The sequence below is a fragment of the Anabaena sp. CCY 9402-a genome (assembly GCF_963920945.1).
Lineage (GTDB): Bacteria > Cyanobacteriota > Cyanobacteriia > Cyanobacteriales > Nostocaceae > Trichormus > Trichormus minutissimus.
This window is the reverse complement of the sequence record NZ_CAWUDL010000041.1, coordinates 34,722-58,915: the sequence shown is the minus strand read 5'-3', so window position 1 is coordinate 58,915 and position 24,194 is coordinate 34,722. Positions and strand designations below refer to the sequence as shown.

General features: G+C 41.6%; 18 protein-coding genes and 2 pseudogenes. 11 read left to right on the top strand and 9 right to left on the bottom strand.

The features are described from left to right. Positions 1-54: 54 nt before the first annotated feature. The 3 genes and pseudogenes from ACM0OR_RS16340 to ACM0OR_RS16330 form a co-directional block, all read right to left on the bottom strand. Positions 55-795 (bottom strand): annotated as a pseudogene (locus ACM0OR_RS16340) (complex I 51 kDa subunit family protein); the annotation flags it as partial. Between the two features lie 78 nt (positions 796-873). Further along, positions 874-1,389, bottom strand: coding sequence for a bidirectional hydrogenase complex protein HoxE (gene hoxE, locus ACM0OR_RS16335; protein WP_414577404.1), 516 nt, complete (start codon positions 1,387-1,389; stop codon positions 874-876). A 15-nt stretch (positions 1,390-1,404) separates the two neighbouring features. After that, a complete protein-coding gene (locus ACM0OR_RS16330; protein WP_414577403.1) occupies positions 1,405-1,941 on the bottom strand; it encodes a universal stress protein in 537 nt (178 codons plus the stop codon). A 756-nt stretch (positions 1,942-2,697) separates the two neighbouring features. Here ACM0OR_RS16330 and ACM0OR_RS16325 point away from each other — a divergent pair. From ACM0OR_RS16325 to ACM0OR_RS16310, 4 genes are all read left to right on the top strand, one after another. After that, positions 2,698-7,137 carry a response regulator gene (locus ACM0OR_RS16325; protein ID WP_414577401.1) on the top strand — a complete coding sequence of 1,480 codons (4,440 nt, stop codon included), beginning with the start codon at positions 2,698-2,700 and terminating at the stop codon, positions 7,135-7,137. Between the two features lie 158 nt (positions 7,138-7,295). Then, on the top strand, positions 7,296-7,682 hold the full coding sequence (locus tag ACM0OR_RS16320; RefSeq protein WP_323265132.1) for a response regulator: 387 nt from the start codon (positions 7,296-7,298) through the stop codon (positions 7,680-7,682). Positions 7,683-7,808: 126 nt separating this feature from the next. Further along, on the top strand, positions 7,809-8,684 hold the full coding sequence (locus ACM0OR_RS16315) for an isocitrate lyase/PEP mutase family protein (protein WP_414577408.1): 876 nt from the start codon (positions 7,809-7,811) through the stop codon (positions 8,682-8,684). Next, positions 8,674-9,105: a GNAT family N-acetyltransferase gene (locus ACM0OR_RS16310; RefSeq protein ID WP_414577399.1), complete on the top strand. Its 432-nt coding sequence runs from the start codon at positions 8,674-8,676 to the stop codon at positions 9,103-9,105. The genes ACM0OR_RS16315 and ACM0OR_RS16310 overlap by 11 nt, the downstream gene beginning before the upstream one ends. A gap of 120 nt (positions 9,106-9,225) precedes the next feature. Here the strand turns inward: ACM0OR_RS16310 and acsF are convergent, their stop codons facing one another. Beyond that, positions 9,226-10,329, bottom strand: coding sequence for a magnesium-protoporphyrin IX monomethyl ester (oxidative) cyclase (gene acsF / locus ACM0OR_RS16305; RefSeq protein WP_414577398.1), 1,104 nt, complete (start codon positions 10,327-10,329; stop codon positions 9,226-9,228). Positions 10,330-10,944: 615 nt separating this feature from the next. Here acsF and ACM0OR_RS16300 point away from each other — a divergent pair. The 5 genes and pseudogenes from ACM0OR_RS16300 (at position 10,945) to ACM0OR_RS16280 (ending at position 15,748) form a co-directional block, all read left to right on the top strand. Continuing rightward, complete coding sequence (locus ACM0OR_RS16300) at positions 10,945-11,682, top strand: heme oxygenase (biliverdin-producing) (protein ID WP_414577396.1); 738 nt, start codon at positions 10,945-10,947, stop codon at positions 11,680-11,682. Positions 11,683-12,119: 437 nt separating this feature from the next. Then, on the top strand, positions 12,120-13,502 hold the full coding sequence (hemN, locus tag ACM0OR_RS16295; RefSeq protein WP_414577394.1) for an oxygen-independent coproporphyrinogen III oxidase: 1,383 nt from the start codon (positions 12,120-12,122) through the stop codon (positions 13,500-13,502). 353 nt (positions 13,503-13,855) lie between these two features. Then, positions 13,856-14,128, top strand: a complete 273-nt coding sequence (locus ACM0OR_RS16290) for a GlsB/YeaQ/YmgE family stress response membrane protein (protein ID WP_323265136.1) — start codon at positions 13,856-13,858, stop codon at positions 14,126-14,128. A 108-nt stretch (positions 14,129-14,236) separates the two neighbouring features. Further along, positions 14,237-14,929: a manganese catalase family protein gene (locus ACM0OR_RS16285; protein WP_323265137.1), complete on the top strand. Its 693-nt coding sequence runs from the start codon at positions 14,237-14,239 to the stop codon at positions 14,927-14,929. A 90-nt stretch (positions 14,930-15,019) separates the two neighbouring features. Further along, a pseudogene (locus ACM0OR_RS16280) lies at positions 15,020-15,748 on the top strand (DUF3891 family protein). 342 nt (positions 15,749-16,090) lie between these two features. Here the strand turns inward: ACM0OR_RS16280 and ACM0OR_RS16275 are convergent. Both ACM0OR_RS16275 and ACM0OR_RS16270 read right to left on the bottom strand, forming a co-directional pair. Beyond that, on the bottom strand, positions 16,091-17,152 hold the full coding sequence (locus tag ACM0OR_RS16275) for a glycosyl hydrolase (protein WP_414577392.1): 1,062 nt from the start codon (positions 17,150-17,152) through the stop codon (positions 16,091-16,093). Positions 17,153-17,185: 33 nt separating this feature from the next. Beyond that, positions 17,186-18,313: an acyltransferase family protein gene (locus ACM0OR_RS16270; protein WP_323265140.1), complete on the bottom strand. Its 1,128-nt coding sequence runs from the start codon at positions 18,311-18,313 to the stop codon at positions 17,186-17,188. A gap of 247 nt (positions 18,314-18,560) precedes the next feature. On the opposite strand from ACM0OR_RS16270, the gene aroF reads away from it, so the two are divergent. After that, entirely contained in the window at positions 18,561-19,619 is a 1,059-nt protein-coding gene (aroF, locus tag ACM0OR_RS16265) for a 3-deoxy-7-phosphoheptulonate synthase (RefSeq protein ID WP_414577390.1), read from the top strand. A 71-nt stretch (positions 19,620-19,690) separates the two neighbouring features. On the opposite strand, the gene ACM0OR_RS16260 is transcribed toward aroF, so the two are convergent. Beyond that, on the bottom strand, positions 19,691-20,650 hold the full coding sequence (locus ACM0OR_RS16260) for a PrsW family intramembrane metalloprotease (protein ID WP_414577389.1): 960 nt from the start codon (positions 20,648-20,650) through the stop codon (positions 19,691-19,693). Next, positions 20,643-21,563, bottom strand: a complete 921-nt coding sequence (locus ACM0OR_RS16255) for a class I SAM-dependent methyltransferase (RefSeq protein WP_414577387.1) — start codon at positions 21,561-21,563, stop codon at positions 20,643-20,645. The genes ACM0OR_RS16260 and ACM0OR_RS16255 overlap by 8 nt, the downstream gene beginning before the upstream one ends. A gap of 297 nt (positions 21,564-21,860) precedes the next feature. On the opposite strand from ACM0OR_RS16255, the gene mscL reads away from it, so the two are divergent. Beyond that, positions 21,861-22,292: a large conductance mechanosensitive channel protein MscL gene (gene mscL, locus ACM0OR_RS16250; RefSeq protein WP_414577385.1), complete on the top strand. Its 432-nt coding sequence runs from the start codon at positions 21,861-21,863 to the stop codon at positions 22,290-22,292. A gap of 8 nt (positions 22,293-22,300) precedes the next feature. Here mscL and ACM0OR_RS16245 read toward each other — a convergent pair whose 3' ends face one another. Continuing rightward, complete coding sequence (locus ACM0OR_RS16245; RefSeq protein ID WP_414577383.1) at positions 22,301-23,980, bottom strand: DUF3352 domain-containing protein; 1,680 nt, start codon at positions 23,978-23,980, stop codon at positions 22,301-22,303. Between the last annotated feature and the right edge of the window lie 214 nt (positions 23,981-24,194).

Below are 24,194 nucleotides of genomic sequence, written 5' to 3'. Positions count from 1 at the left end.
AAGATTCTTCAAGAGTTTGGTACAAACTATGTAATTAATTTTGTTTAGCTACTTACCACCTCCCATTTGTTCAACTATCTCCCGTAGGGAAGTACCCATTGGCACTTCTATTAAACCTGTGTTTTTAATTTTGCCAGCGAGTGCAAACACCTTTGTACCTTTGCTTTTAGCAGTACCGATACTAGCAAACCAATCAGCACCTTTACGGATAATGGGTGCAATATTCGCAAAGGTTTCGACGTTATTAATTAAAGTAGGATGTCCCCATAAACCAGATTCAGCCGGATAGGGGGGACGTGGGCTAGGAAGACCGCGTTTACCTTCGATAGAAGCCATGAGAGCAGTTTCTTCACCGCAAACATAAGCCCCTGCACCGATGCGGATATCAATTTTAAAATCAAAGGGAGACTCGAAGATTTTACTACCTAAAATACCGAGGCGTTGAGCTTGATTAATGGCAGTTTGCAGACGTTTGATCGCGGTGGGATATTCTGCCCTTACATATATATAACCTTGACTTGCACCGACAGCATAACCTGCGATCGCCATTGCCTCTAATACTCGATGAGGATCACTCTCTAGCACACTCCGATCCATAAATGCACCTGGATCTCCCTCATCGGCGTTACAGATCACAAATTTGCGCTCTCCTTTCGCCTTAGCCACCGTCGCCCATTTCAAACCTGTGGGATAACCTGCACCACCCCTTCCCCGCAAACCACTGCGGCTAATAGGATCCACAACCTCAATTGAGGTCATATCCCGCAGGACATGATAAAGAGCCTGATAACCTTTTTTCTACCAACGCTCCAAAAGAGGACACCTCGCCTCTCTACCAATTCAAAATTCAAAGTTAGCAATCCCCTCTATCCCCTATCCCCTGTCCCCTATTTTCAGCCATCCTTGTACACTTTCAGCCACTGATTCGGGGGTTTGATTGCCTAAAACTGTCCCATCAAACACTACCGCCGGCGCAATACCACAAGCACCCAAACAGCGTGCTGTGAGTAGCGATAATTGACCATCAGCAGTAGTTTCTCCCGTGTGGATGTGAGTTAATTGTTCTAGATTTGCCAAAATTGCTTGAGAGCCTTTGACATAACAAGCCGTACCTGTACACACCACACAGCTATGAGTGCCTTGTGGTGCTAAGGTAAACAAATGATAGAAGGTTGCTACCCCATAAACTCGACTAGGCGGTAGTTTCAGGCTATGGGCAATATACAGCAATAAATCATTTTCTAAGTAGCCAAAGAGTTCTTGAGCCTTATGGAGAATTTCAATCAGTGCATCTTGTTGATACTGATGACGCTTGAGAGTTGCGTCTAGCATCTTCAATCTTTTATCTCCACTAGGATGAGTCTGATGTGGTGGTGATGTAGTTTTCATTCTCCCCTATACCCTCTACACTGATACCTCTTGGGGTTTTTGCAAGTCGTCTTGAGAGTTTGCTTGTTCCTTCACTGGAAAATGGACTATGTGAACTGAACAAGGAGCATGGTGCAGGACATAGTTACTTACACTACCCAGAAAAAATTCTTTCAACCCGCCTAGACCCCTGTGTCCCATAACGATTAAATCAGCATTCCAGGTAGCCGCTAATTTACAAATTGTGCGTCCAGGACTACCCAAGATTTGTTGAAATTGTGTGGGGACTCCTGCGGTGTTGGCTTTAGCACTGTAGGATTGCAATATTCTCACACCTTCATCTTTAAAGCGATCCCATTCTTTTTGATATACCTCAAAGCTTTGACCGCTTAGTCCTGGATAATAGTCATAACTAGACACCATCGGGATGTTAGGACTTCCATCTTCCTCTGGTGACAAGATGTGTACTAACAGCAAGTTACCTTGGGTGGCTTTTGCTAAAGCTAATGCTTGCTCAAAAACCTGTTGTCCCATTTCTGAGCGATCCAATGCGACTAAAATGTTTTTCAGCATATAGACCTCTGTAAGTATTTATTTGTGAGGTTTTTAGTTTTCAAAGTAAGTTCTTCTAGTAGTTAGTTTTAGTTACAGGTGACAGGGGACAGGTGAAAAGAAAGCAGGGGAAGCAAGGGAAGCAGGGGAAGCAGGGGGAGAAAAATACAATGCCCAATAATGCCCACCCACTCACTACTCACTACTCACTACTCACTCTTACTACTGCCCACTCAGGACTCAACACTGGCTAAACGCTGTAACACTCATTACTCATTACTCATTACTCATTACTCATTACTCACTTCTTTGCCTCTCATTATTGTTTATATGACAACAAGTTGAGGAACTTGTGAAGAAAGCCGTAACTCTTATCGGAGTTTTGTGGGGAACAATATCCCTTGGTTCTTTTATCGGTCTGATTTCTGTGGCTTTTAATCATCATTAGTGAGAGCCAAGAACCCCAGTTTTTTGGCTCTCGATGCTCACAAATTAAATAGGACTGCTATGTAGCGATCGCATAATGGCATAATATTCTTGTAAAGCAATATAATCTAAGTGCTATTTTTTGATAACAACATCTGTCCAATGCTATATTTCAAGACTCATTTCATCTATTTCTAAAGATTGATAAATGTTGATATTTATGAAATAATATTAATTGTCAGGAGATAGATAATTTAAAATATTTTTAACTCGCCAATATTAATACTTTAATTTCTCACACAAAGATAGAAAAATATTTCAGTTTTATTATTTATTAAATTAAGATTTAATATGAAAATTTTAATTGTAGAGGATGACGAATTAAATGCCTATGCACTGAGTGCCGTCCTCACAAATCAAAACTATGTGGTGGAAGTTGCTGGTGATGGTAATGCTGGTTGGGATTTAATAGAAACGTATGACTATGATTTAATTCTTTTAGATGTGATGCTACCCAAGCTAGATGGGATAAGTCTTTGTCGGCAAATTCGCTCTAGTGGCAGACAAATGCCAATTCTGTTGTTGACAGGTTGCGATAGCAGTCATGAAAAAGCTATTGGTTTAGATGCGGGTGCTGATGATTATGTAGTCAAACAATTTGAAGCAGAAGAATTAGTAGCCCGGATACGTGCGCTATTAAGACGCAGTGGGACAATATCACAACCAATACTAGAATGTGGTAATTTGCGGCTCGATCCTAGCAGTTGCGAAGTTACCTATGGACAAAGTTTGCTATCACTAACGCCCAAAGAATATGCTCTATTGGAATTATTTTTGCGAAACCGTCGCCGGGTGTTTAGCTGTAGCATGATTCTAGAGCATCTCTGGTCTTATGAAGATACTCCTAGCGAAGAAGCAGTCCGCACCCATATGAAAGGATTGCGAATGAAGCTGAGAAATGCGGGAGCATCAGGGGATTTAATTGAAACAGTTTACGGAATTGGTTATCGACTCAAATCACAGGAAGAGGGGAAGAGGGGAACAGGGGCGCAGGGGCGCAGGGGCGCAGGGGAGAAAGGAAAATCTGCATCTGTTGGGAAGTCTCAGTCAGATTCAACGCTGACAGGAATAGCGGGAATTTGGCAGAAATTTTATGGCCGAGTGGATGAACAAGTTAGAGTCCTAGAGCAAGCGGCAACAGCACTGAGTCAAGAGGCTTTAAATTCAGAATTGCGGTTACAAGCAAGACAAGAAGCTCATACATTAGCAGGTTCTCTCGGTACGTTTGGTTTACCGGAAGGCTCAAAGTTAGCACGCAAAGTTGAGCAGGTGTTGAAATTAGATACAACTTCGACACCAACAGAAATTAGCAAATTACAAAAGTGGGTGAAGTTATTGCGCCAAGAAGTCGCATCGCAAAAACCAGCCGGAGATTCTTCAAAATCTACAACTAATTCACTTCCCTTAGTGTTGGTAGTTGATAGTGATGCTGTTTTAGTTGAACAGTTAACACAAGCATCGGTTGGTAGAGAATTCCAATTAACTACTACCACTAATCTAGAGCAAGCCAGAAATGTACTGTACCAAGAACATCCTAGTATAGTTCTGCTAGACCCTAACGTTACTATCCATCAAGAAGATAGCTTACATTTTTTAGCTGAACTTGCCCAACGCAAACCACCTGTACCAGTGGTAGTTTTTACAAAACAGACAGATTTTCAGCACCGCTTGCAACTAGCGCGTCAAGGTGAACATACCTTTTTACAAAAACCCCAACCTACAGGCGAAGTTTTAGAAGCGATCGCTAAAATCATACAACAAGTTCCCAATGGCGCAGCCAAAGTATTAGCTGTAGACGATGACCCCAAAATTCTCGCCTTATTGCAAACTCTCCTCCATCCTTGGGGGCTAAAAGTTATTACCCTAGATGATCCCCGGCGTTTTTGGGAAACATTAAAAGCCGAAACTCCAGACTTGTTAATTCTAGATGTGGAAATGCCACATACCAACGGCATAGAACTCTGTCAAGTAGTTCGTAATGATGCCCAGTGGAGTGAGTTACCAATACTATTTCTCACAGTCCACAGCGATGCTGAAATCGTCAATCAAGTCTATAGCGTAGGTGCTGACGATTTTGTCAGCAAACCCATCGTTGGGCCGGAATTAGTCACGCGCATTATCAACCGCCTAGAAAGGGTGAAACTATTAAGGCGGGTAAGTCAAAAGGAAGTAGGAGACAAGGTAGAGTTTCTACCCCTACCCCCTGCCTCCTACCCCCCCCTGCCCCCTGCCCCCAATCCCTTCTTCACCGACGGACGCGCCATCTTTGATGCTGAACCAGAGTGCGTCAAAATTGTGGCGGCTGATGGCACTTTATTAGAAATTAACCCGGCGTGTTTGGCAGCATTAGAGGCAGATAACGCCGCCGCCGTGGTGGGTAAATCTGTGTATGATCTGATTGTCCCCGAATACAAACAGGCATTTCGTCACCTCAATGAGAGTGTTTGTCAAGGCCAAAAAGGGAGTCTGGAATTTGAGATAATCACTTGTCGGGGTCATCGTCGCTGGATGGAAACTCACTCTGTCCCTTTACGTAACGCCGCAGATGGTAGCTGGGTACAGTTGGCAATTACACGGGATATTACCAATTACAAACAAGTCCAAGCAGAAGTTCAGCGCGTCAATCGCACATTGCAAACCTTGAGTGGCTGCAATCAAGCATTGATTCGTGCTAACAATGAAGAAGATTTCCTGCATCAAGTTTGCGATATTTTAATCAAAGTCGGTGGTTATCGCCTCGCCTGGGTAGCCTACGCCGAGAATAATCTTCAGAAAGATATTTATCCAGTTGCTCAAGCAGGCTACGAAGATGGATATCTGCAATCTCTCCATCTGACTTGGGCAGACACAATTCGCGGTCAAAGTCCCACTGGAACAGCCATCCGTACAGGCAAAACTACAATTATTCAAAATATTTTGGCTGATTCCCAGTACGAAATCTGGCGTTGTCAAGCGATGAATCAGGGTTATGCTTCTTCAATTGCTTTGCCTTTAATAGCTAATGGTCAAGCCTTTGGCGCATTGAATATTTATGCGGCTGAACCGGATGCTTTCAATGTGAATGAGGTGAAACTGTTACAAGAACTGACAGCAGACTTAGCTTATGGAATTTTAGCATTACGCAATCAGCGCGATCGCCAACGAGCCGAAGCCGCACTCAAAAACAGTGAAGAAAGTCTGGCCCTCGCCCTAGAAGCAGTTAACTTAGGGATTTGGGACTGGAATCTCACCACCAACCAAATTACTTGGTCTGATGGTCATGCCCGATTATTTGGGATGAAACCCAGTACCTTCAATGGCTCTTATGAAACCTTTAAAAACTGTGTTTTTCCAGAGGATTGGCCTGCTTTAGAGCAAGCATTTCAGGATGCCCAGCACCAAAAAACCGATTACAATCATGAATTCCGCGTAGTCTGGCCAGATGGTAGCATCCACTGGATTGAGGGAACAGGTCAACTGTACTACAACGAAGTAGGCGAAGCTGTACGAATGCTGGGTACAGTCAGAGATATCAGTAATCGTAAGCAAATTGACGCTGACCTAAAAGCCGCTAATAACGAACTAGAATTAAGAGTAGCAGAACGTACTGTTGAGCTAGTTAATGTCAATCGCCAGCTACAATCACAACTCGATGAACGCCAACAGATACAAGAAGCACTGCGGATTTCCCAAATCAGATTGGCACGCATTTTAGACATTGCTGACGATGCCATTATTTCCATTGACGCTAGCCAAAAAATCACCATCTTTAACCAGGGTGCAGAGAAAATTTTTGGCTACTCTGCCGAAGAAATTATCGGACAGCACCTGAATGTCCTCTTACCCCAGCGTTTTGCTGAGGCACACCGTCAGCACGTTTCTGGCTTTGGACAATCTCCCAGCTTGGCGCGACGCATGGGAGAGCGGCGGGAAATATATGGTTGTCGCAAGGATGGGACGGAATTTCCGGCAGAGGCTTCTATCTCGAAGCTATACATGAACAGTGAAGTATTTTATACGGTAATATTACGTGATGTTACAGAACGCAAACAAATCGAGCGTATGAAAGATGAGTTTGTTTCTGTAGTCAGCCATGAACTGCGTACACCCCTGACCTCAATTCACGGCTCATTAGGAATGCTCACCAGTGGATTGTTACTAGCAGACTCAAAACAAGGTAAACGCTTGCTACAAATTGCTACCGACAGCACAGAACGCCTAGTCCGCCTGATTAATGACATCCTCGACATTGAAAGAATTGAGTCAGGTAGTGTGAAGATGGAACGCGAAACCTGCAACCTGACAGACTTGATTGAGTCATCTGTCAGTATTATGCAGCCCTTGGCGAATAAAGCCGGAGTTAAACTATCAATTGATAGCCCATCAGTAGAATTATGGGTAGATCCCGATCGGGTTGTGCAAACGATAACTAATCTACTGAGTAATGCCATTAAATTCTCGCCACCGGAAAAAACAGTCTGGCTAGTAGCTCAACAGTACGGTGATGAAGTCTTGCTGACAGTCAAAGACAACGGACGCGGTATTCCGGCTGACAAAATCCATAGTATCTTTGAGAGGTTTCAACAGGTCGATTCTTCAGATTCACGCAACCATGAGGGTACAGGTTTAGGCTTGGCTATTTCCCAGAGTATCGTCCAACAGCATGGAGGACGGATTTGGGTAGAAAGTGTTGTAGGGGAAGGTAGCAGTTTTTACTTTACCTTGCCAATTTTACCGAAAAGATGGGTCTAAAGCCCCGTCCTATAAGGACGGCTTTTTATTGTATAAAGACTTAAGCTAGGAGATACAGAGTTTTTAACTAAAGAACGTGTCACCACCCAAGAATTTGAACAACGAGTTATAGAACTACTGCAACGAATTACTCACAACCAAAAAGAGGACAAGCCATCGTGAAAACCAAGCGCATTCTAGTGGTTGATAACGAGCAGTATATTCAAGAAGTCGCCAAAGTCTGCTTAGAGACAGTAGCAGGCTGGGAGGTGGTGACAGCTAGTTCTGGTCAAGAAGGTATCAATCAAGCTGAAACTTACCAGCCAGATGCTATTCTTTTAGATGTGATGATGCCTGATATGGATGGAATCGCTACCTTTGAGAAATTGCAAGCTAATCCAGCCACCAAGGCAATCCCCGTAATTTTATTAACCGCCAAAATCCAAGCTTCTGACCGTCGCCGCTACTCTCAATTGGGAATGATAACAGCGATCGCTAAACCTTTCAATCCCTTAGAATTAGCCGGTCAGGTAGCTACAGCACTAGGTTGGAATTTAGATACATAGATAGTCATTAGCTTTTCTCCTCTGCCCCTATACCTATGTCAGCTTCAATGCTTGTATAGTAACAACTAGCACAAATTACGAATTACATTAGCGGAGCGGGGCGCAGCCCATTACAAATTATTTATGATCTCTTCTAGCCAAAAACTGCGGCAGTTGCTTGCAAAACCTGAAATTATTGTGATTCCCGGTGTTTATGACTGTCTCAGTGCCAAACTGGCGGAAAAGATAGGTTTTGATGTAGTTGCTACCAGTGGCTTTGGTATAGCAGCTTCTACCCTGGGTTTACCGGACTACGGTTTTCTCACCGCTACAGAAATGCTCTACAGTGTAGGCAAAATTGCTCAGTCGCTGAGTGTGCCTCTGATTGCAGATTTAGATACTGGCTATGGTAATGTTCTCAACGTCATGCGGACTATCAAGGATGCTGTGCAGTTGGGTGTGGCGGGTGTCTTACTAGAAGACCAAGAATGGCCGAAAAAGTGCGGTCACTTTGAAGGAAAACGAGTCATCCCCACAGAAGAACACGTGGGGAAAATTAAAGCCGCAGTCGAGGCGCGGGGTGATAGTGGTTTAGTAATTATCGCCCGTACCGATGCCCGTGCGCCTTTGGGTTTAGAAGAAGCGATCGCTCGTGGTCGCGCCTATATTGCCGCCGGAGCAGATATACTCTTTGTAGAAGCACCGCAATCTGTAGAAGAATTAAAAGCGATCGCATCTGCTTTTCCCGATATTCCATTAGTAGCTAATATTGTGGAAGGTGGTAAAACTCCATCTCTTTCGGCAGATGATTTACAAAATTTAGGCTTTAAAATTGTCTTTTTCCCATTAACTGGCTTATTAGCAGTTACCCAAACTCTCACCAATTGTTTAACTCATTTAAAACAACAGGGAACTACAGCCAATTTTACTGACTTAGTTAACTTTAAAGATTTTCAAGAACTCGTCGGTGTTCCCCAATTTCTGCAAATGGAAAAGAAATTCACTCTAGAAAATGATGAATAAATTACCAGAATTCATCCAATACAAAGATACATACGATATTACCCAAAATAGTATTCTTACCCTGTATAAAGCTAATCAATGGTCATCAGCAGAGAAACCAGATTTACTTTACCAAGCTTTGATGAATTCCCATTCGCTCATTTCTGCATGGTATGGAGACAATTTAGTAGCTTTGGGTAATGCTATTTCAGATGGCTTTTTAGTAGTGTATTATCCTCATTTATTGGTCTTGCCAGATTACCAAAATCAAGGTATCGGCAGTCAGATTATCAAGATGCTGATATCTCGCTATGATGGGTTTCATCAGCATATTTTATTGGCGGAAAACCAAGCCATTAATTTCTACAAAAAAGTAGGTTTTCAGCGTGCAGGTAAAACCGAACCTATGTGGATTTATTCTGGAAATGACCACTCAACTTAGCAATCTGATTTAGCTATGAATTTTCAGTAAAACCCTTACTCAAAATCAAAATTTGCAATTTACGCAGAGATTTGCAAATGTATTTTGTAACGAAAATTAATGAGCAAAATCTCAAATTAATTACAGAACTGTACCGCGTGTAGCTTCAGTATCAATTGGCTTAATTAAGTACAACTTCAACATATTCCAAAAGATAGCAATAGCGGGGGGAATTCTTTGGAAGAATTTTACAAAGTTAGGCCATTCACTGCTATTAATTGCCGACAGTTTCAAATTATTTTCCGAACACTGTTCTAACCGCCAGAAAAATTCCGGGTGATTAGTATTCAAAATAATAGGAAATGCCCGCGCAGAGGTATTATTCGTTTCTTGAATCACTCGGTTGTTGTATTTGCGGGGATGAATACCAATAGACTCATAAAAAGTAGCCCGTTCAAATACTGTCATCGTATGGGTAGCAAAGACAGTTAATAAGAAGAAACGCACCCATAACTTTGCTTTCCAAGTTTTCCATAATTTGGGCTGGGTAGACGCGGAGCGGCTTGTCTCCAGACATCTCAACACCGCTTTAAAGAAATCCCCGTGACGATTCTCGTCTTGACACCAACTCTCAAACTTACGGAATAGTGGATAAAACTGGTACTCTGGATGCTCCTGTATATGCTGATGCACCAAGATATAACGCCAGTAACCAATTTTTTCCGATAGGTAGACTGTGTAAATCACCCACTCAGCCGGGAAAAAGGTATATGTGCGATTCTTGGTTAAATAGTTTAAGTCTAACGATAGATTCAAATCTGCCATCGACTTATTCAAAAATCCCGCGTGCCGTGCCTCATCCCGTGCCATATAATTAAAGGCCTCTGCCAACAGGGGATTCCGGTCTTTAATGTGGCGTGATAACTCTTTAAACAACAAAAACCCAGAAAACTCGGAAGTACAAGAACGTTCCAAAAAGTCAATAAAGGCGCGGCGTTTTTCCCCAGTAATATGATCCCAGTTTTGCTTAAACTCTTCATCACGGACAAAGTGATGACGATTGTAGTCAGCACGCAGTTCATCGACAATTGCCCGAATCTCAGCCTCATGGGCGGAAATATCTATATTTGCCACCGCATCAAAGTCGGTGGTGTAAAACCGGGGTGTTAATAAAGTTTCTTGAACAGGTGCTTTCACTCCAGGCTTTAGCGTTTGAGACTCTGGGGTTGTAAGGGTATTAACCATGAGACTCCTTTATATATTAATGGTTTTATAGTTATATAATCATAAAATGGTATTTATATACATCAGTTAAATTATTGAACTAGAGACTGGGAATTTGGCATAAAAAAGTCAAGAGAAAATATCTAACTTTTTACTTGTTCCCGTGGCATTCCTTAGACCATAAACCATTTTTTACTCAGCAAGTAATATAGCGAACTTAAGACAAATATAAAAAAATATTAATGCTTGTATAGTTATACAGCTATTAATAGTTAAATGATTTTGGGAGATATGAAAATAGCCTGGATTTGCATCAGCAGTGGTACTTGCTAGATAGAGCGATGCAGATCCTCTCTAAACCCAGAATAACAATCCTCGCTCCAGTATTGACTGTGAATTGGCAGCCATATGAGTCTGAGAAGAGTGCTGAGTTGAAAGACAATCATGCCTGCGTGACGAGATATTTTTCCACTGGGAAACTCCCAATACTGGACTGTTATTCATCACTCATCACTCATTACTCATCACTCATCACTCATCACTTATTACTCATCACTCATCACTTATCACTCATTACTCATCACTCATTACTCAGCACTCAATTTGTCTGAAAACGTAAGTATAAAGGAAGCAATCATGAGTAGCAATTTAGCCGTCAAACTGCGTTCCGGGACTCAAAAAGCTCACACCTCAGCAGAAAATGTGGGTTTCATGAAATGTTTTTTGAAGGGGGTTGTAGATAGACAGAGTTTTGCTAAATTTTTAAGTAACTTGTATTTTGTCTACAGTGAACTAGAAGCTGCAATTACAAGCAATCTCAACAATCCCGTAATTGCGGCGGTTTACTTCCCCGAACTGAATCGCCGAGACTCCTTAGAAAAAGACATGGTGTTTTACTATGGTAGTGAGTGGCGAAGTCTAATTACACCTTCAAGCAGCACCCAGGCATATATTAACCACATCCGAGAACTTTCTGCTCGTGACCCTGTGTTATTGATTGGTCATACCTATACCCGCTACATGGGCGACCTTTCCGGGGGTCAGATGCTGCAAAAAATTGCTCAGTCAACGCTCAAACTGTCTGGCTACGAAGGCACATCGTTCTATAATTTTGAGCAAATTCCCGACAAGCAAGCATTTAAAAACACGTATCGTCAGGCATTGGATTCATTATCCATTGATGATGCCACAGGCGATGGCGTTTCGCCCAGCGTAGCTGATCGCATTGTTTTAGAAGCAAATAGTGCTTTCCAATTCAATATGCAAATGGCTAAAGATTTAGAGGGAAGCTTAATTAAAGCTATTGGTCAAGTAGTATTTAATAGCTTGACTCACACCAATAACCCCGGTAGTACCGAAGCACCAGCAATGTAAGGGAAGGAAGGGGACTGGGAACAGGGGAAGCAGGGGAGGTAGAGGGAGACAAATATAATGCCCGATTCCCAATGCCCAATTTCTACATTTGCTTTAATCAACACATCATGCTCTAGCCATAAATATTTAAACTAGAAAGCAGCTAGAGCATAGACCTTGTATTGGCGATTTGTAGCACATCAAAAAACAAATTGCCGAGCTATATACCCATAAGACCAACCGTACAAAAAGGCAAAAGTAAAAAGTAAAACATTCATGCAGTAAGATTTTTACTCATTTCAGATGCTTGATTGCTACAGCATCTTAATATTACAGATAATTGTAGCAAAATCAACATTTAAATTTGGTGAAAATCATAAAATTTAGTTTTGCTATCTTTTGCTTTTTGACTTTTACCTTTTGACTTTTTGGATGGTCGCATTACCTTGGAGGATTTGATGGTTTTTCTTTCATCTGGAGTCAAATTTGATTTAGCCTTGATTCAAAAGTATGACACTCCTGCACCTAGATATACCAGTTACCCACCCGCTACACAGTTAACTGAAGGATTTGGACAGAAAGACTTTCACTCTGCGATCGCCGCCTCAAATCAAAGAAAATCACCTCTATCTTTGTATTTCCATATTCCTTTTTGTCAGAGTGCTTGTTACTTTTGTGGCTGTAATACGGTAATTTCTAATAACACGAATATTGCTAAACCATACCTAGAAAATTTAGCACGAGAAATCAAGCATACAGCATCTTTGATTGACCAAGATAGAAAAGTGCTACAAGTTCATTGGGGTGGTGGTACACCCAATTATCTAGATTGCGATCAAGTAGAATTTTTATGGGAAAATATTACTCGTAACTTCAATCTTGATCCACAAGCCGAAGTCTCTATTGAGATTAACCCCCGTTATGTTGACAAAAAATACATTTTTTTTCTTAGGAAAATTGGGTTTAATCGCATTAGTTTTGGTATCCAAGATTTTAATAACCAAGTACAGGTAGCTGTCAACCGTGTCCAACCTGAAGAGTTGTTATTTGATGTCATGAGTTGGATTAAAGCGGCTAAATTTGAAAGTGTGAATGTAGACCTGATTTATGGTTTACCTTATCAAACTTTACAAACCTTTCGAGAAACGGTGCAGAAGACAGTTGCATTAGACCCCGATCGCATTGTTGTGTTTAACTTTGCTTATGTACCGTGGTTGAAGCCAGCACAAAAGAATATTCCTGTGGAAGCATTACCGCAACCCCAAGAAAAGTTAGAAATTCTGCAAATGACCATTGAGGAATTGACAAAAAGCCAATATTTATTTATCGGGATGGATCATTTCGCCAAACCTAACGATGAACTAGCAACAGCACAACGTAACCGCACCCTCCAGCGCAACTTTCAAGGCTACACCACCCACGCCGGGACAGAACTGTTTGGCTTTGGTGCGACATCTATCAGTATGTTGCATGATGCTTATGTGCAGAATCATAAGCAATTGAAAGAATATTATCATGCAGTTGCTAGCGATAGTTTACCAATCAGTAAAGGGATTAAACTCACTGAAGATGATATCTTGAGACGTGATGTGATTATGTGCATCATGTCTAACTTCCAACTATATAAGCAAGAAATTGCAGAGAAACATGAGATCAATTTTGATCAGTATTTTGCCCATGAACTAGAGTTATTAGAGCCATTAGCAGCTGATGGACTGGTAAATTTATCAACTGACCACATCCAAATTACGGATATTGGTAGGCTATTAGTGAGGAATATTGCTGTAATTTTTGATATTCATAATCAAACGCCAGAAAAACACTTTTCGCGTGCCATTTAACACCAAATCTGCAACTATCAGCTTGCTCAATTGGAAGCGTTCATGGAAAATATTGGTAATTGGTAGCTGGTAATTACCTTCACTTAATTACCTCTGACCAATTACCGACTATAGTCTACTGGTAGTAATTAAGATAATTCATAATTCATTTCCTTAATAGAGGTTCATCAGTCGCCACGAAAAAAAGCAGAAATTTTCTAAATTGGTATAAATATCAAATTGGCTTTGATTTTGAATTATGACTTCTGTTATATCTATCTTTTGACTTCAAAAGTTACTTCATCTGGTGGAAACGCTCACTAATTCAGTTTGCTAATCTGGGTACAGATGAGATTTTTGAGGACATTAAATATATGAATATTCTTGCTTGGGTAATATTAGGACTATTAGCTGGTGCGATCGCTAAAGCAATTTATCCTGGATCTCAAGGTGGCGGAATCCTTTCCACAATGATTTTAGGGATTATAGGTGCTTTCATTGGTGGTAGTTTGTATAGTCTATTTGCCACGGGAACTTTACAACTTACGGCTACTGGTTTAAGTATTCCTGGTCTTTTAATAGCCATTCTCGGTGCAATGATTGCTATCTACATATGGGGACTACTTAGCAGAAGTCGTAGTGCTTAAATAAGTATCAAGGTAAAATTCCAAACAGATATTTTAGCAAATCAAGCATTCAATATCGCAATGCTTGATGAATCTTATCTCAGATGAAAATAATTGCAGAGGCAGTTCATGTTTTTCCACAAAAAAGAGCCTATTCATGCAGTAAAAATCCATGATGCTAATCCTCGTTTTGCTCAGTTACTTCTAGAGCAATTTGGAGGAGCAACTGGAGAATTATCAGCAGCTTTGCAATACTGGGTGCAATCATTTCACGTTGAGAATGCTGGAATTCGCGATATGCTGCAAGACATTGCCATTGAGGAATTTGGGCATTTAGAGATGGTTGGTAAACTCATCGAAGCTCATACCAAAAATGTAGATCAAACAGAGGCTTATAAAAGCACTCTTTTTGCTGTCAGGGGAATGGGACCTCACTTTCTAGATAGTCAAGGTAATGCTTGGACTGCAAGTTACCTTAATGAAGGTGGAGACGTAGTAAGAGATTTGAGAGCTAACGTCGCAGCTGAAGCTGGCGCACGTCAAACTTACGAAGAGTTAATTAAGCTATGTCCTGATCAAGGCACAAAAGAAACTTTAGTACATCTGCTCACAAGAGAAATTTCTCATACCCAGATGTTCATGAAGGCTCTAGATTCACTTGGTAAGTTGACAGATCCACTATTTGGCAATATTCAACCTGATGAAACTGTGGCTCTTTATTACAATCTGTCTACCAATGGTAATGGACATGATGAACGTGGCCCTTGGAATTCAGAACCAACATTCCAATATGTTGCTAACCCATTGGAAAGACACTCTTAATTAAAAGTTGGGAAGCAGGGAAGCAGAGGAGAAAAGCTAATATCCAATTCCCCATTCCCATAATTTCCTTTTAATTGAGGAGATTAATTCGTGATTGTTAATGCAACGCCAAATGGATGGGAAATTATTTATCACCGCGCTCATGCTTTATTAGCAGCGCAACTAGCAGGACAATGGCGGCGCAAAAATTTCCCAGCACGGATATATGAAACCCTTGCTGCCATTTCTCATCATGATGATTTAGAAAAAGAATGGCAAGAAGATAATCTGACTCCAGGGGGTGCGCCAATGGACTTTACCATGAGCCAAGAAGCCTCTGTTGAGAAAATGGTTGATTTGGTCAATAATGCCCGTTACCGAGGACGATGGGTAACTCTATTAACTTCCAAACACATCAGCCGTTTAAATGAAGCAAAACGAGGTCGGTCTTCCGAACTAGATCAATTTCTAGATGAACAATACCACAATCAACAGCGTTGGCGTGAGGAATTAGGCTTGCAGGAAGAGGAAGTCAATGCGGCTTATGCTTTTATGCAGTGGTGCGATCGCCTATCTCTTATTCTATGTCAGCAGGAATGACCAGCTGATGAAAGATTTTTAGAAATTAGTCTGGGGCCTGATGGTCAACGCTATGACATTATGCAACGTAGTGATAATTTGCTTACTGTCCAACCTTGGCCTTTTGAGGATGAAAAGTTTACAGTGAATGTCGAAGCGTGCGATCTGCATCAAGTAAAGTTTGAGAGTAATGCTCAACTAACTCAATCCCTGCAAACAGCTCCAATCAAAGTTTTAGAGTGGACTTTTGTTAAAACTTAAAACTCAAATTAATTGCAGAAATCAAAAAGCGTCCGGGAGTGTTACCGTGTTTCCACCCCAGACGCTTTTTAGTTTCAACTTGCTCCTCACACACAACTAGAGCATACTGTCTACTTGGAATTAAGTAAATCTATTGTGTGACACTTTTTCAAGTTGCACAAATAATACCATTTTTAGATTCCAATAAAAAACGCCTGGGAGTGTTACCGTGTTTCCACCCCAAGCGTTTTTTAATTTCAACTTGCTCCTCACACACAACTAGAATGTATCACTTGTTTGGGGAAATGGCAAGTATCTTATTTAACGCTTCACATAGTCTTAATATTAACAACGCTTAAGTCTTTAAATTTCACCCCAGCGTTGCCACTGACGAAAATTAGTTCCAGCACTCACAGCTAAACCAATTTGGTGCTGTGAAGACAGTTCATCGTGTCCACCTTCGTTTGCACCAATATAGTATAGACGGAAACTACCATCATCCAATGCTACTACACAAGGAGTGCCTACTGCCCGCGCATCCCAACGACCAGAACCCTTTTGAGCAGGTGAAAAAATAGAACCTCCCGCTTGCTCCCCTTTCTCCTTTTGCCAATGAATCCCATCGTCAGAGATAGCTAGACCAATAGAATGATAACCACTGTTGTTAACACCTTCATAGAACATTACGTATTGTCTGTTTATTTTTAAGACATGGCGAGTGCCAATACCTCTCTCATCAAAACTTCCAGGTTCACCTGCGGCTAAAATCTCACCGACTTTTTCCCAATGGAAACCATCTGTAGATATGGCTAAACCAACTAAGAATCCTCTTTTTGGGTTTAAGGTGTGATAGTACATTTTCCACATTCCATCATCATCAGGTAAGACTTGAGGCCAGGCGCAAAACAGGGCATCAAACTCTCCTACCTTGCCTAAATCGAGAAAAGCCCCTCGATAAGTGCTTTCCAAGCGTACCCATTTTATGCCATCACGGGAGATAGCGCAGCCAGGGCGCATATTTAACCCTTTAGCTTTAAACTCTCCCATTTCAACAACTGTGCGATCGCCACCAAAATACCACATCCAATAAAGACCATCATGGAAATATACATTGCTCACACCCACATGGGCTGAGTCAAAGCGGCTAGGATCTGGGTGAGGTTCAAAGACAGCCCCCATTGTTAATGATCCTGGGACGCGTTGCCAATTAATTCCATCAGCAGACATCGCTAAACCACAGCGACCAGTGGGTAAATTAATTTGTCGATCAAAGGAGGCATCCCTACCGTAATACCACATCCTCCAAGTTCCATCGGGGCAGTACAAGACCTGGGGTGAAGAAACTCTTTCGGAATCCCACCAGCCTGCCGATCCTGGGGTGAGAATTAGCCCTGGTTGGTCAATTGGGGTTTTTAAGTCGCTCATATCTACAATTAAAAATGTGGTGAATTAATAGCATCAAACTTTGATAAACCAGTTTTGGCGATACATTATCACAGCGACAGCCCACCATAAAAGAACGGTGACTAGGGCGAATAATAGTGAACCATTAAAATTGCCTGCCCAAGATGCAAAGAGGTTTTGATAGATCCAGTTATAGGTGCTGATAGCGGTTTCGCCTGTGCCTATTTTGGTTCTGACTAAGATTTTAATTAGCAAAACTGATGCGACGAAAAGCGCGATCGCATTTAAGCCCATTATTTCCCAAGGTTTACTCCAGCGTCGAATTAACCTCACTTCAATTAGTTCATAACAACCAGCCAGTAACAATAACGCCCAACCGCTAGTAAACACAACATAGGAACTTGTCCACAGTTTTTTATTGATGGGGAAGACCCAACCCCATGCCCAACCAATGATTAAGCAACCAATACCAAATAAAGCTAATCCTACACTCGTGCGTGTTTGTACTGGTTGTTTGCGTATCCAATCACCAGTGAAATAACCAGCCAAAACACTCACAATAGCCGGAATTGTACTAAAAAGTCCTTCAGGATCGCCCATGAAGTTGAAGCCATCGCCCTTATACAGATGAGCTTTGGGGATAATCAAGCGGTCAATATAAGCACCAAAGTTGCCTTCTCGTGTCAGCACACCAGCACCATAATCAGGTACGGGAATGTACATCATCGCTAGCCAGTAGCCCAGAAGTAATACACCAGCTAGTATCCATTGTCCTGGGCGTGGTAATTTGAGGACTACCAAGGAAGCCAACAAATAAGTCAGGCTAATACGCTGCAATACTCCCATCATGCGAATGCTGCTGAAGTCAAAAGTCCAAATGCCTTGATTCCAAAAGCCATTGAGTACCAAACCCAAAATAAACAGCATCGCTGCACGGCGAAATATCCGCCAGTAAACCGCCGAGGTGGGTTTGTTATCTTGGGTGTATTTGGATAAAGAAAAAGTCATTGCCACACCAACAATGAACAGAAAGAATGGAAAAACTAAATCAGTCGGTGTGCAACCATGCCAATCAGCATGGGTTAAGGGAGGATAAATATTATCTGCAACTCCCGCCATATTCACGAGAATCATCCCTGCAATGGTAATGCCACGAAAAACATCAAGTGAGGTCAGACGCATGGACAAAATTTTATGCTTGATGAATATTTAACCTACCGCGCTTGCTGCTGTTGTTCAATTAAGATTTACATCACATTGTTGAGGCTAGGTCAACCCCCTGTGGGGGAATTAAAAATTAAAGTCCCTATAAATAAATTTAGGGGCTTGTATCCTTCTTTTTTTCGGTCAATACTACACTGAATACATATAAACCAAGATGAAGCACCTACTTGCTTGAGCTTTAACGTAATTAAACAGGGAATTTATTATGATTGTAGTCATGAAAGTTGGTTCTCCAGAAGTGGAGATTAACCGCATTAATGAAGAATTAAGTAATTGGGGTTTGATACCAGAAAAAATTATCGGTAAACACAAGGTAGTAATTGGTTTAGTAGGTGAGACTGCCGACTTAGATCCACTACAAATTCAAGAAGTCAGCCCTTGGATTGAGCAAGTATTACGGGTAGAACTGCCGTATAAAAGAGCTAGCCGCCAATACAGACACGGTGAAGCATCAGACGTTGTAGTAGATACCCCCGATGGCTCAGTTGTGTTTGGTGAACACCAACCCCTAGTCGTGGTTGCTGGCCCCTGCTCAGTCGAAAATGAGGACATGATTATTGAAACAGCACAACGCGTCAAGGCAGCCGGCGCGAAGTTTTTACGCGGTGGTGCATACAAACCCCGGACTTCACCTTACGCCTTCCAAGGACATGGCGAGAGTGCTTTAGAATTATTAGCCAAAGCGCGGGAAGTTAGTGGACTGGGGATTATTACAGAAGTCATGGATGCAGCAGAACTAGATATCATCGCTGAAGTTGCTGATGTAATTCAGGTGGGAGCAAGGAATATGCAGAACTTCTCCCTGCTCAAAAAAGTAGGAGCGCAACCCAAACCAGTGCTATTAAAACGGGGAATGGCTGCTACCATTGAAGATTGGTTAATGGCGGCTGAGTATGTGCTAGCTGCTGGCAACCCCAATGTAATTTTATGTGAGCGGGGTATTCGTACCTTCGATCGCCAATATACTCGCAACACCTTAGATATATCTGTCGTGCCGGTATTGCGGAAATTAACTCACCTGCCAATTATGATTGATCCCAGTCATGGTACAGGTTGGGCTGAGTTTGTCCCATCTATGGCGATGGCAGCGATCGCAGCTGGTTGTGATTCTCTCATGATTGAAGTTCACCCCAACCCCAAAAAAGCTTTATCTGATGGGCCACAATCCTTAACACCAGAAGCTTTTGACCATCTTATGCAAGAATTAACAGTCATTGGTAAAGCTGTTGGACGTTGGCCACAGCCCACCGCAGCTTTAGCATAAAAGCTTTAGCTCTTCTCCTGCTACATTGCTTGTATCGTGTAGCAGGAACATACTTGTTGATTTTAAGCAGTCTAATGTCTTGCTGAATATCTTAAATACCAATAAATTAACACCGCCAAAATGCCAAAAACCAAATTCAGTAAAAATCTACTGACTGCAAACCACAAAATATCAGGATAAAAAAGCTTGGCTGGACGTAAAGGGCTGAGAATTCTTACTAACAGAAATACCCCAAAAATTGCATTACCACCCAGCATAATAGCAAATAATAATAAACCTCTTTGCCAGTAACGATGTTGGGGTGTACGACCAGATATTAAAATAATTGGTTGTTGATTTTGGACTCTGCGTAATAGCTGTTCCATGCGCCAAAACATCCACAGCAGCAAAGGAAATAAACAATAAGCAAGTAACTGTAAGGGTGGAGAATAACGCCAAGCAATAGAACAAATATTAACTAAAGCATGAAAGATTAGAGAATTAATCCATGCTAGAAAAAATAAATTTTTGTAGCGATTTACTTGACAAGTAGCAGATAAATACCTTCCTAGGGCATATCCCCAAGGCGCAGAGAACATCGCATGGACTGGTGTACCAATAACGCGATCGAAAATGCTAGCTGTGCCGTGATATAAATAAATCCAATTTTCTTCGGCGGTGAATCCTAAAGCAACCGCGATAGTAAACAAGAAAACACTGGTAGAGCGTAATTGATACCGACGCTGTAAATAGGAAATGGGGATAATAACTGCAATCAACTTGCAACCTTCTTCAATCGGTGCGATCGCTACAAGTTGTCTGAGAGTAGCACCAAAAATCCCACGCTGGATTTGCTGCCAGTTGAAAACCCCTTTAGCTACAGTTTCAAAAACTAATTGTAAACCGAGAGCAACGAAACCCGATATTACCCCCACCAAAAATAACCACAATAACAGTTGAAAAGGTGGAGCAATGCTGACACGATAATAGTAATATCCCAAAAATAGCAGTGGTGGTATAACTGCCCACAGCAGCAAAGCAAAATCAACCACTCACCTGAGCAATAACGGTACGATGACGAGGGCTATTTTGGGTGATGCTTGGTGTTTGAAAACCAGCCTCTACTAAAGCTTGCTCAATATCCAAAGCAAAATATTGATCCAAATATGGTTCTGTACTTTTGAGCAACGTCAAAATGTAGGGTGGCATTTTCTTGTAAGCTGCCGATTGAGGATTCATATCCATAATCGCAATGTGACCACCCGGACGCAATACACGCCGCACCTCAGCAAAAATCTTGCGGGTTGCTGACTGGGGTAGTTCATGACACATCAGGAAAATCGAGACTAAATCAAAGCTAGCATCTGGTAAACCAGTAGATTCGGCTGTGGCGTGAACCCAATTAATATTAGCTTCACGCTGTTGAGCGCGATAGTTGGCAACTGCTAAGAAATAGGGAGACAAATCTAAGCCTGTAACTTGGGCTTGGGGATAAAGTGCTTGTAGAGTAAATGTACTTAACCCCACACTACATCCCAAGTCAAGGATAGTTTGTGGTGCATAAGGAATTTGAGCTTTGACAATATCGTGGTAACTTTGGCGGAGCTTCGCATCACCTTGCGCCTCAGCTTCCGGCCAAATCTTAGCATGGACAGCACGCGCCGCCACTTCCAATTCAAATGCTGCTAACCAACAAAGGTCTCCCTGATCATAGCCGTGGAAAGAAGTCAGATAATAATCTGGGTAAGTGATTTGAGGATTTTGGACTTGGGCTAAATCTGTTGTCCAATCACGCGCCTGGAGGGTTTTGACTTCACTTGTCCAAGGTACACCCATTTTTTCAGCCCGTTTAATCATCATTTGACGAGCTTGGTGTTTGGCTAGGCTAGCTAAAGGCTTAATTGCCAATAAGCCATTCACCAAGCGGGAAGCCATGCCAGGAGCAGTGTTTGTAGCAGCAGTCATAAATTAAGTTTGCATTGAACAGCCTTTTTTACTTATGACATACTGGCAGGATATCAGTCTAGTATTTTGTCAAGTTAGTTTTGAGGTTTTGTAGTCAGGACTAAAGTCTTGACTACGTGCTTATCCATCAAATAAGATACTGCTTCTGATGCTATCGGGCTTTATGCTTAGAGACTGATTGTTAAAAATTTTCTGTATCAAACTGCTAAAATTTCCGTACTTAGCAAAACTTATATTTATTCAGATCAAAAATATTAAAGAATATTCAAAATAATTTATTTTTTTTGGATTTTAGGGATGACAAGATTTAGAAGAAAAACAAGCGGTTTTATCAAAGATTTTCAAGAATTTGCGCTCAAAGGCAACGTTATTGATTTAGCGATCGCTGTAATTATTGGTGGTGCATTTGGTAAAATTATCACCTCCTTTGTTGAAGATTTAGTGATGCCACTCATTAACCCTTTGATTGCTTTGAGTGGCAAAGATTGGAGAACTATTACCATTGGTTCAGGAATTAAGATCGGTCAGTTCTTGGGTTCTGTTGTTGACTTTCTGGTGATTGCTTTCATTTTATTTTTAGCAATTCGATCTCTACAGAGATTCAAAAGGCAAAAAGCAGTGGAGAATGAACCCCCACTACCAGATCCTCAACTTGTAGCCCAAGAAAAACTGACTGATGCCTTGGATAAACTAACCCAAACTTTAGAATCTCGGAATCCTCAGATTTAACACATAACTTACTTGGCTGTAGGTTTGAGAGCTAACAACATCTCTACTTGACTAGTAGATTTATCAGGGCTAGTAGCAGTCACACCCACCCCACGAATAGAACTCAGGATGGCATTAGCATCTGGGGGTATGGGTTGTTGAGATTGGGCAGCAAAACGATTGACTATGGTCATAGTTTTGTCCATATCTAGATAGAAGTAACCGCCATTGGGTTTTTGTAAAGAACTAGTAATGGCTTTAAAACTCTCGCTGTTGTCCAGAGGTTGATTTTTGTTATTTGTCAGTGCTTCTGCAACAGGGCCACCCACAGCTAAAAATACCGTGTTTTGATCTAACCAACCGTGGGCAAATAAAGCACCTTGTTGGGGGATTTGCCATTCTGTAATGTCTTTACCGCCAACATTTCTAGTGGCGACATTAATAGTTTGAGATTTGGCGAGGTTATCCAGCTTAGTGAGAGTGGCTTGTGCAGTTTGGCGATCGCTTGTATTAAATACCATCGCGCCACCAAAACCTACTCTTGCTAATATACCTTGGTTAGATGGAATCGTACCAAAGGCAAATTCTCCATCCATCCAGCCAAAAATGTCCTTATCTAGGTCGAAATTGGCTGTTTTTAGCTGTGAGCGTGCTTGTTCTAAGGCTTGCTTAAATTCTGGGTACTCGTTAGATTGTTCGACGATGGTTTTCCAACTCTGACTAATACCTTGTCCGCTAACCAAAGCAAAGGTATCACTGGGGAATTGCCCTACTATCTTGGCGGGGGAATTTTGATATTGAAACTTGTTAAGTTGTGGATCTAAATTAGCGATCGCTTTTAATCTTACCCCGGCATCATCCACACCAACGGCAGCCACCATTGATTTAACTTGTTGCAACTGTTTTAATGTTTGCGGGGTTAATGTTGTAGTTTGGGGATTAGCAGCCACAATTTGTTGAATCATGCCCGCATAATCTGGAATATAAATTTGCGCTAAAGAATTTTTTACATCCACACCTTTGGCCAGAACAGCACTTGCACCGTCTTTAGTGGCAAAGGAAGGTTGACCTTTAAAGGTGTCAATGGCTTTTTCCACCACTGGTTTTTCTGGAGAAAATACCAGATAGCTATTATTTAAAACAGCACTATATGTTGCGTTGCTATTGCCTTCACTAGTAGTTTGTGTAATTTTTTCACCTTTATAGTCTGATTCTGTACTTTTGACTCCCTTTTGTCCTTTTAATTTGTTGGCAAAATTTAAAGCCCCAAGTTTATCCTTGATACCCACGACCATTAACATTTGCGGTTCTTGCCGTAACTGAGTGGCTGGGGGTTGATTTGATTGGTTCGATTTAGGAGCATTTGGCGGTAATACAGCCACCATTAACCCACCCACCCAAGGCTGAATATCTTTTTCATAAGAAATACTATTGTCACTCAATACATCTTTGTTAAAGTCTTCTAAACCCTTGGTGACTAACTTTTGAGCTTCGGGAGTGCCGAATTGCTGCAACTTCGCCCAAGCTTGGGGGTCTGTAGTAATATAGGTAGCCATTAATGCCGATGAAGGCACGAGTTTAGCACTGCTTAAAGCCCCTGTACTATCCCCACCCGGCCCCCGCAAATACATAAAGGCGGCGACGCTACCAACCACTACAACGGCCGCACCCACCACAGGGATTAAAAATCTTGATTTAGTTTCAGGCATTGTTGTTGTCCTCTTTTCCTCAAATTGTTACTGAGGCTAGTAAAAACGTCATTAGAGAGTTTTCGGAATTATTCTATATATGTTAGTGATTTTGCGGTGTGTGCTAGTAAAAAATAGGCAATTTACGCACGATCAGTAGGTAATCCCTCAAAAAATACTTCAAATGCAGAAAGTGTGAATCCGCAAATAGCCTATTGTAAATCACAAAAAATAG

What these genes read in the sequence shown, in the direction of transcription:
- ACM0OR_RS16330 (WP_414577403.1), bottom strand. Translation starts at nt 1,941, where the DNA reads ATGCTGAAAAACATTTTAGTCGCATTGGATCGCTCAGAAATGGGACAA.
- ACM0OR_RS16310 (WP_414577399.1), top strand. Translation starts at nt 8,674, where the DNA reads ATGATGAATAAATTACCAGAATTCATCCAATACAAAGATACATACGAT.
- ACM0OR_RS16290 (WP_323265136.1), top strand. Translation starts at nt 13,856, where the DNA reads ATGAATATTCTTGCTTGGGTAATATTAGGACTATTAGCTGGTGCGATC.
- hoxE (WP_414577404.1), bottom strand. Translation starts at nt 1,389, where the DNA reads ATGAAAACTACATCACCACCACATCAGACTCATCCTAGTGGAGATAAA.
- ACM0OR_RS16275 (WP_414577392.1), bottom strand. Translation starts at nt 17,152, where the DNA reads ATGAGCGACTTAAAAACCCCAATTGACCAACCAGGGCTAATTCTCACC.
- mscL (WP_414577385.1), top strand. Translation starts at nt 21,861, where the DNA reads ATGACAAGATTTAGAAGAAAAACAAGCGGTTTTATCAAAGATTTTCAA.
- hemN (WP_414577394.1), top strand. Translation starts at nt 12,120, where the DNA reads ATGGTTTTTCTTTCATCTGGAGTCAAATTTGATTTAGCCTTGATTCAA.
- ACM0OR_RS16325 (WP_414577401.1), top strand. Translation starts at nt 2,698, where the DNA reads ATGAAAATTTTAATTGTAGAGGATGACGAATTAAATGCCTATGCACTG.
- ACM0OR_RS16270 (WP_323265140.1), bottom strand. Translation starts at nt 18,313, where the DNA reads ATGCGTCTGACCTCACTTGATGTTTTTCGTGGCATTACCATTGCAGGG.
- ACM0OR_RS16255 (WP_414577387.1), bottom strand. Translation starts at nt 21,563, where the DNA reads ATGACTGCTGCTACAAACACTGCTCCTGGCATGGCTTCCCGCTTGGTG.
- aroF (WP_414577390.1), top strand. Translation starts at nt 18,561, where the DNA reads ATGATTGTAGTCATGAAAGTTGGTTCTCCAGAAGTGGAGATTAACCGC.
- ACM0OR_RS16285 (WP_323265137.1), top strand. Translation starts at nt 14,237, where the DNA reads ATGTTTTTCCACAAAAAAGAGCCTATTCATGCAGTAAAAATCCATGAT.
- ACM0OR_RS16245 (WP_414577383.1), bottom strand. Translation starts at nt 23,980, where the DNA reads ATGCCTGAAACTAAATCAAGATTTTTAATCCCTGTGGTGGGTGCGGCC.
- ACM0OR_RS16300 (WP_414577396.1), top strand. Translation starts at nt 10,945, where the DNA reads ATGAGTAGCAATTTAGCCGTCAAACTGCGTTCCGGGACTCAAAAAGCT.
- acsF (WP_414577398.1), bottom strand. Translation starts at nt 10,329, where the DNA reads ATGGTTAATACCCTTACAACCCCAGAGTCTCAAACGCTAAAGCCTGGA.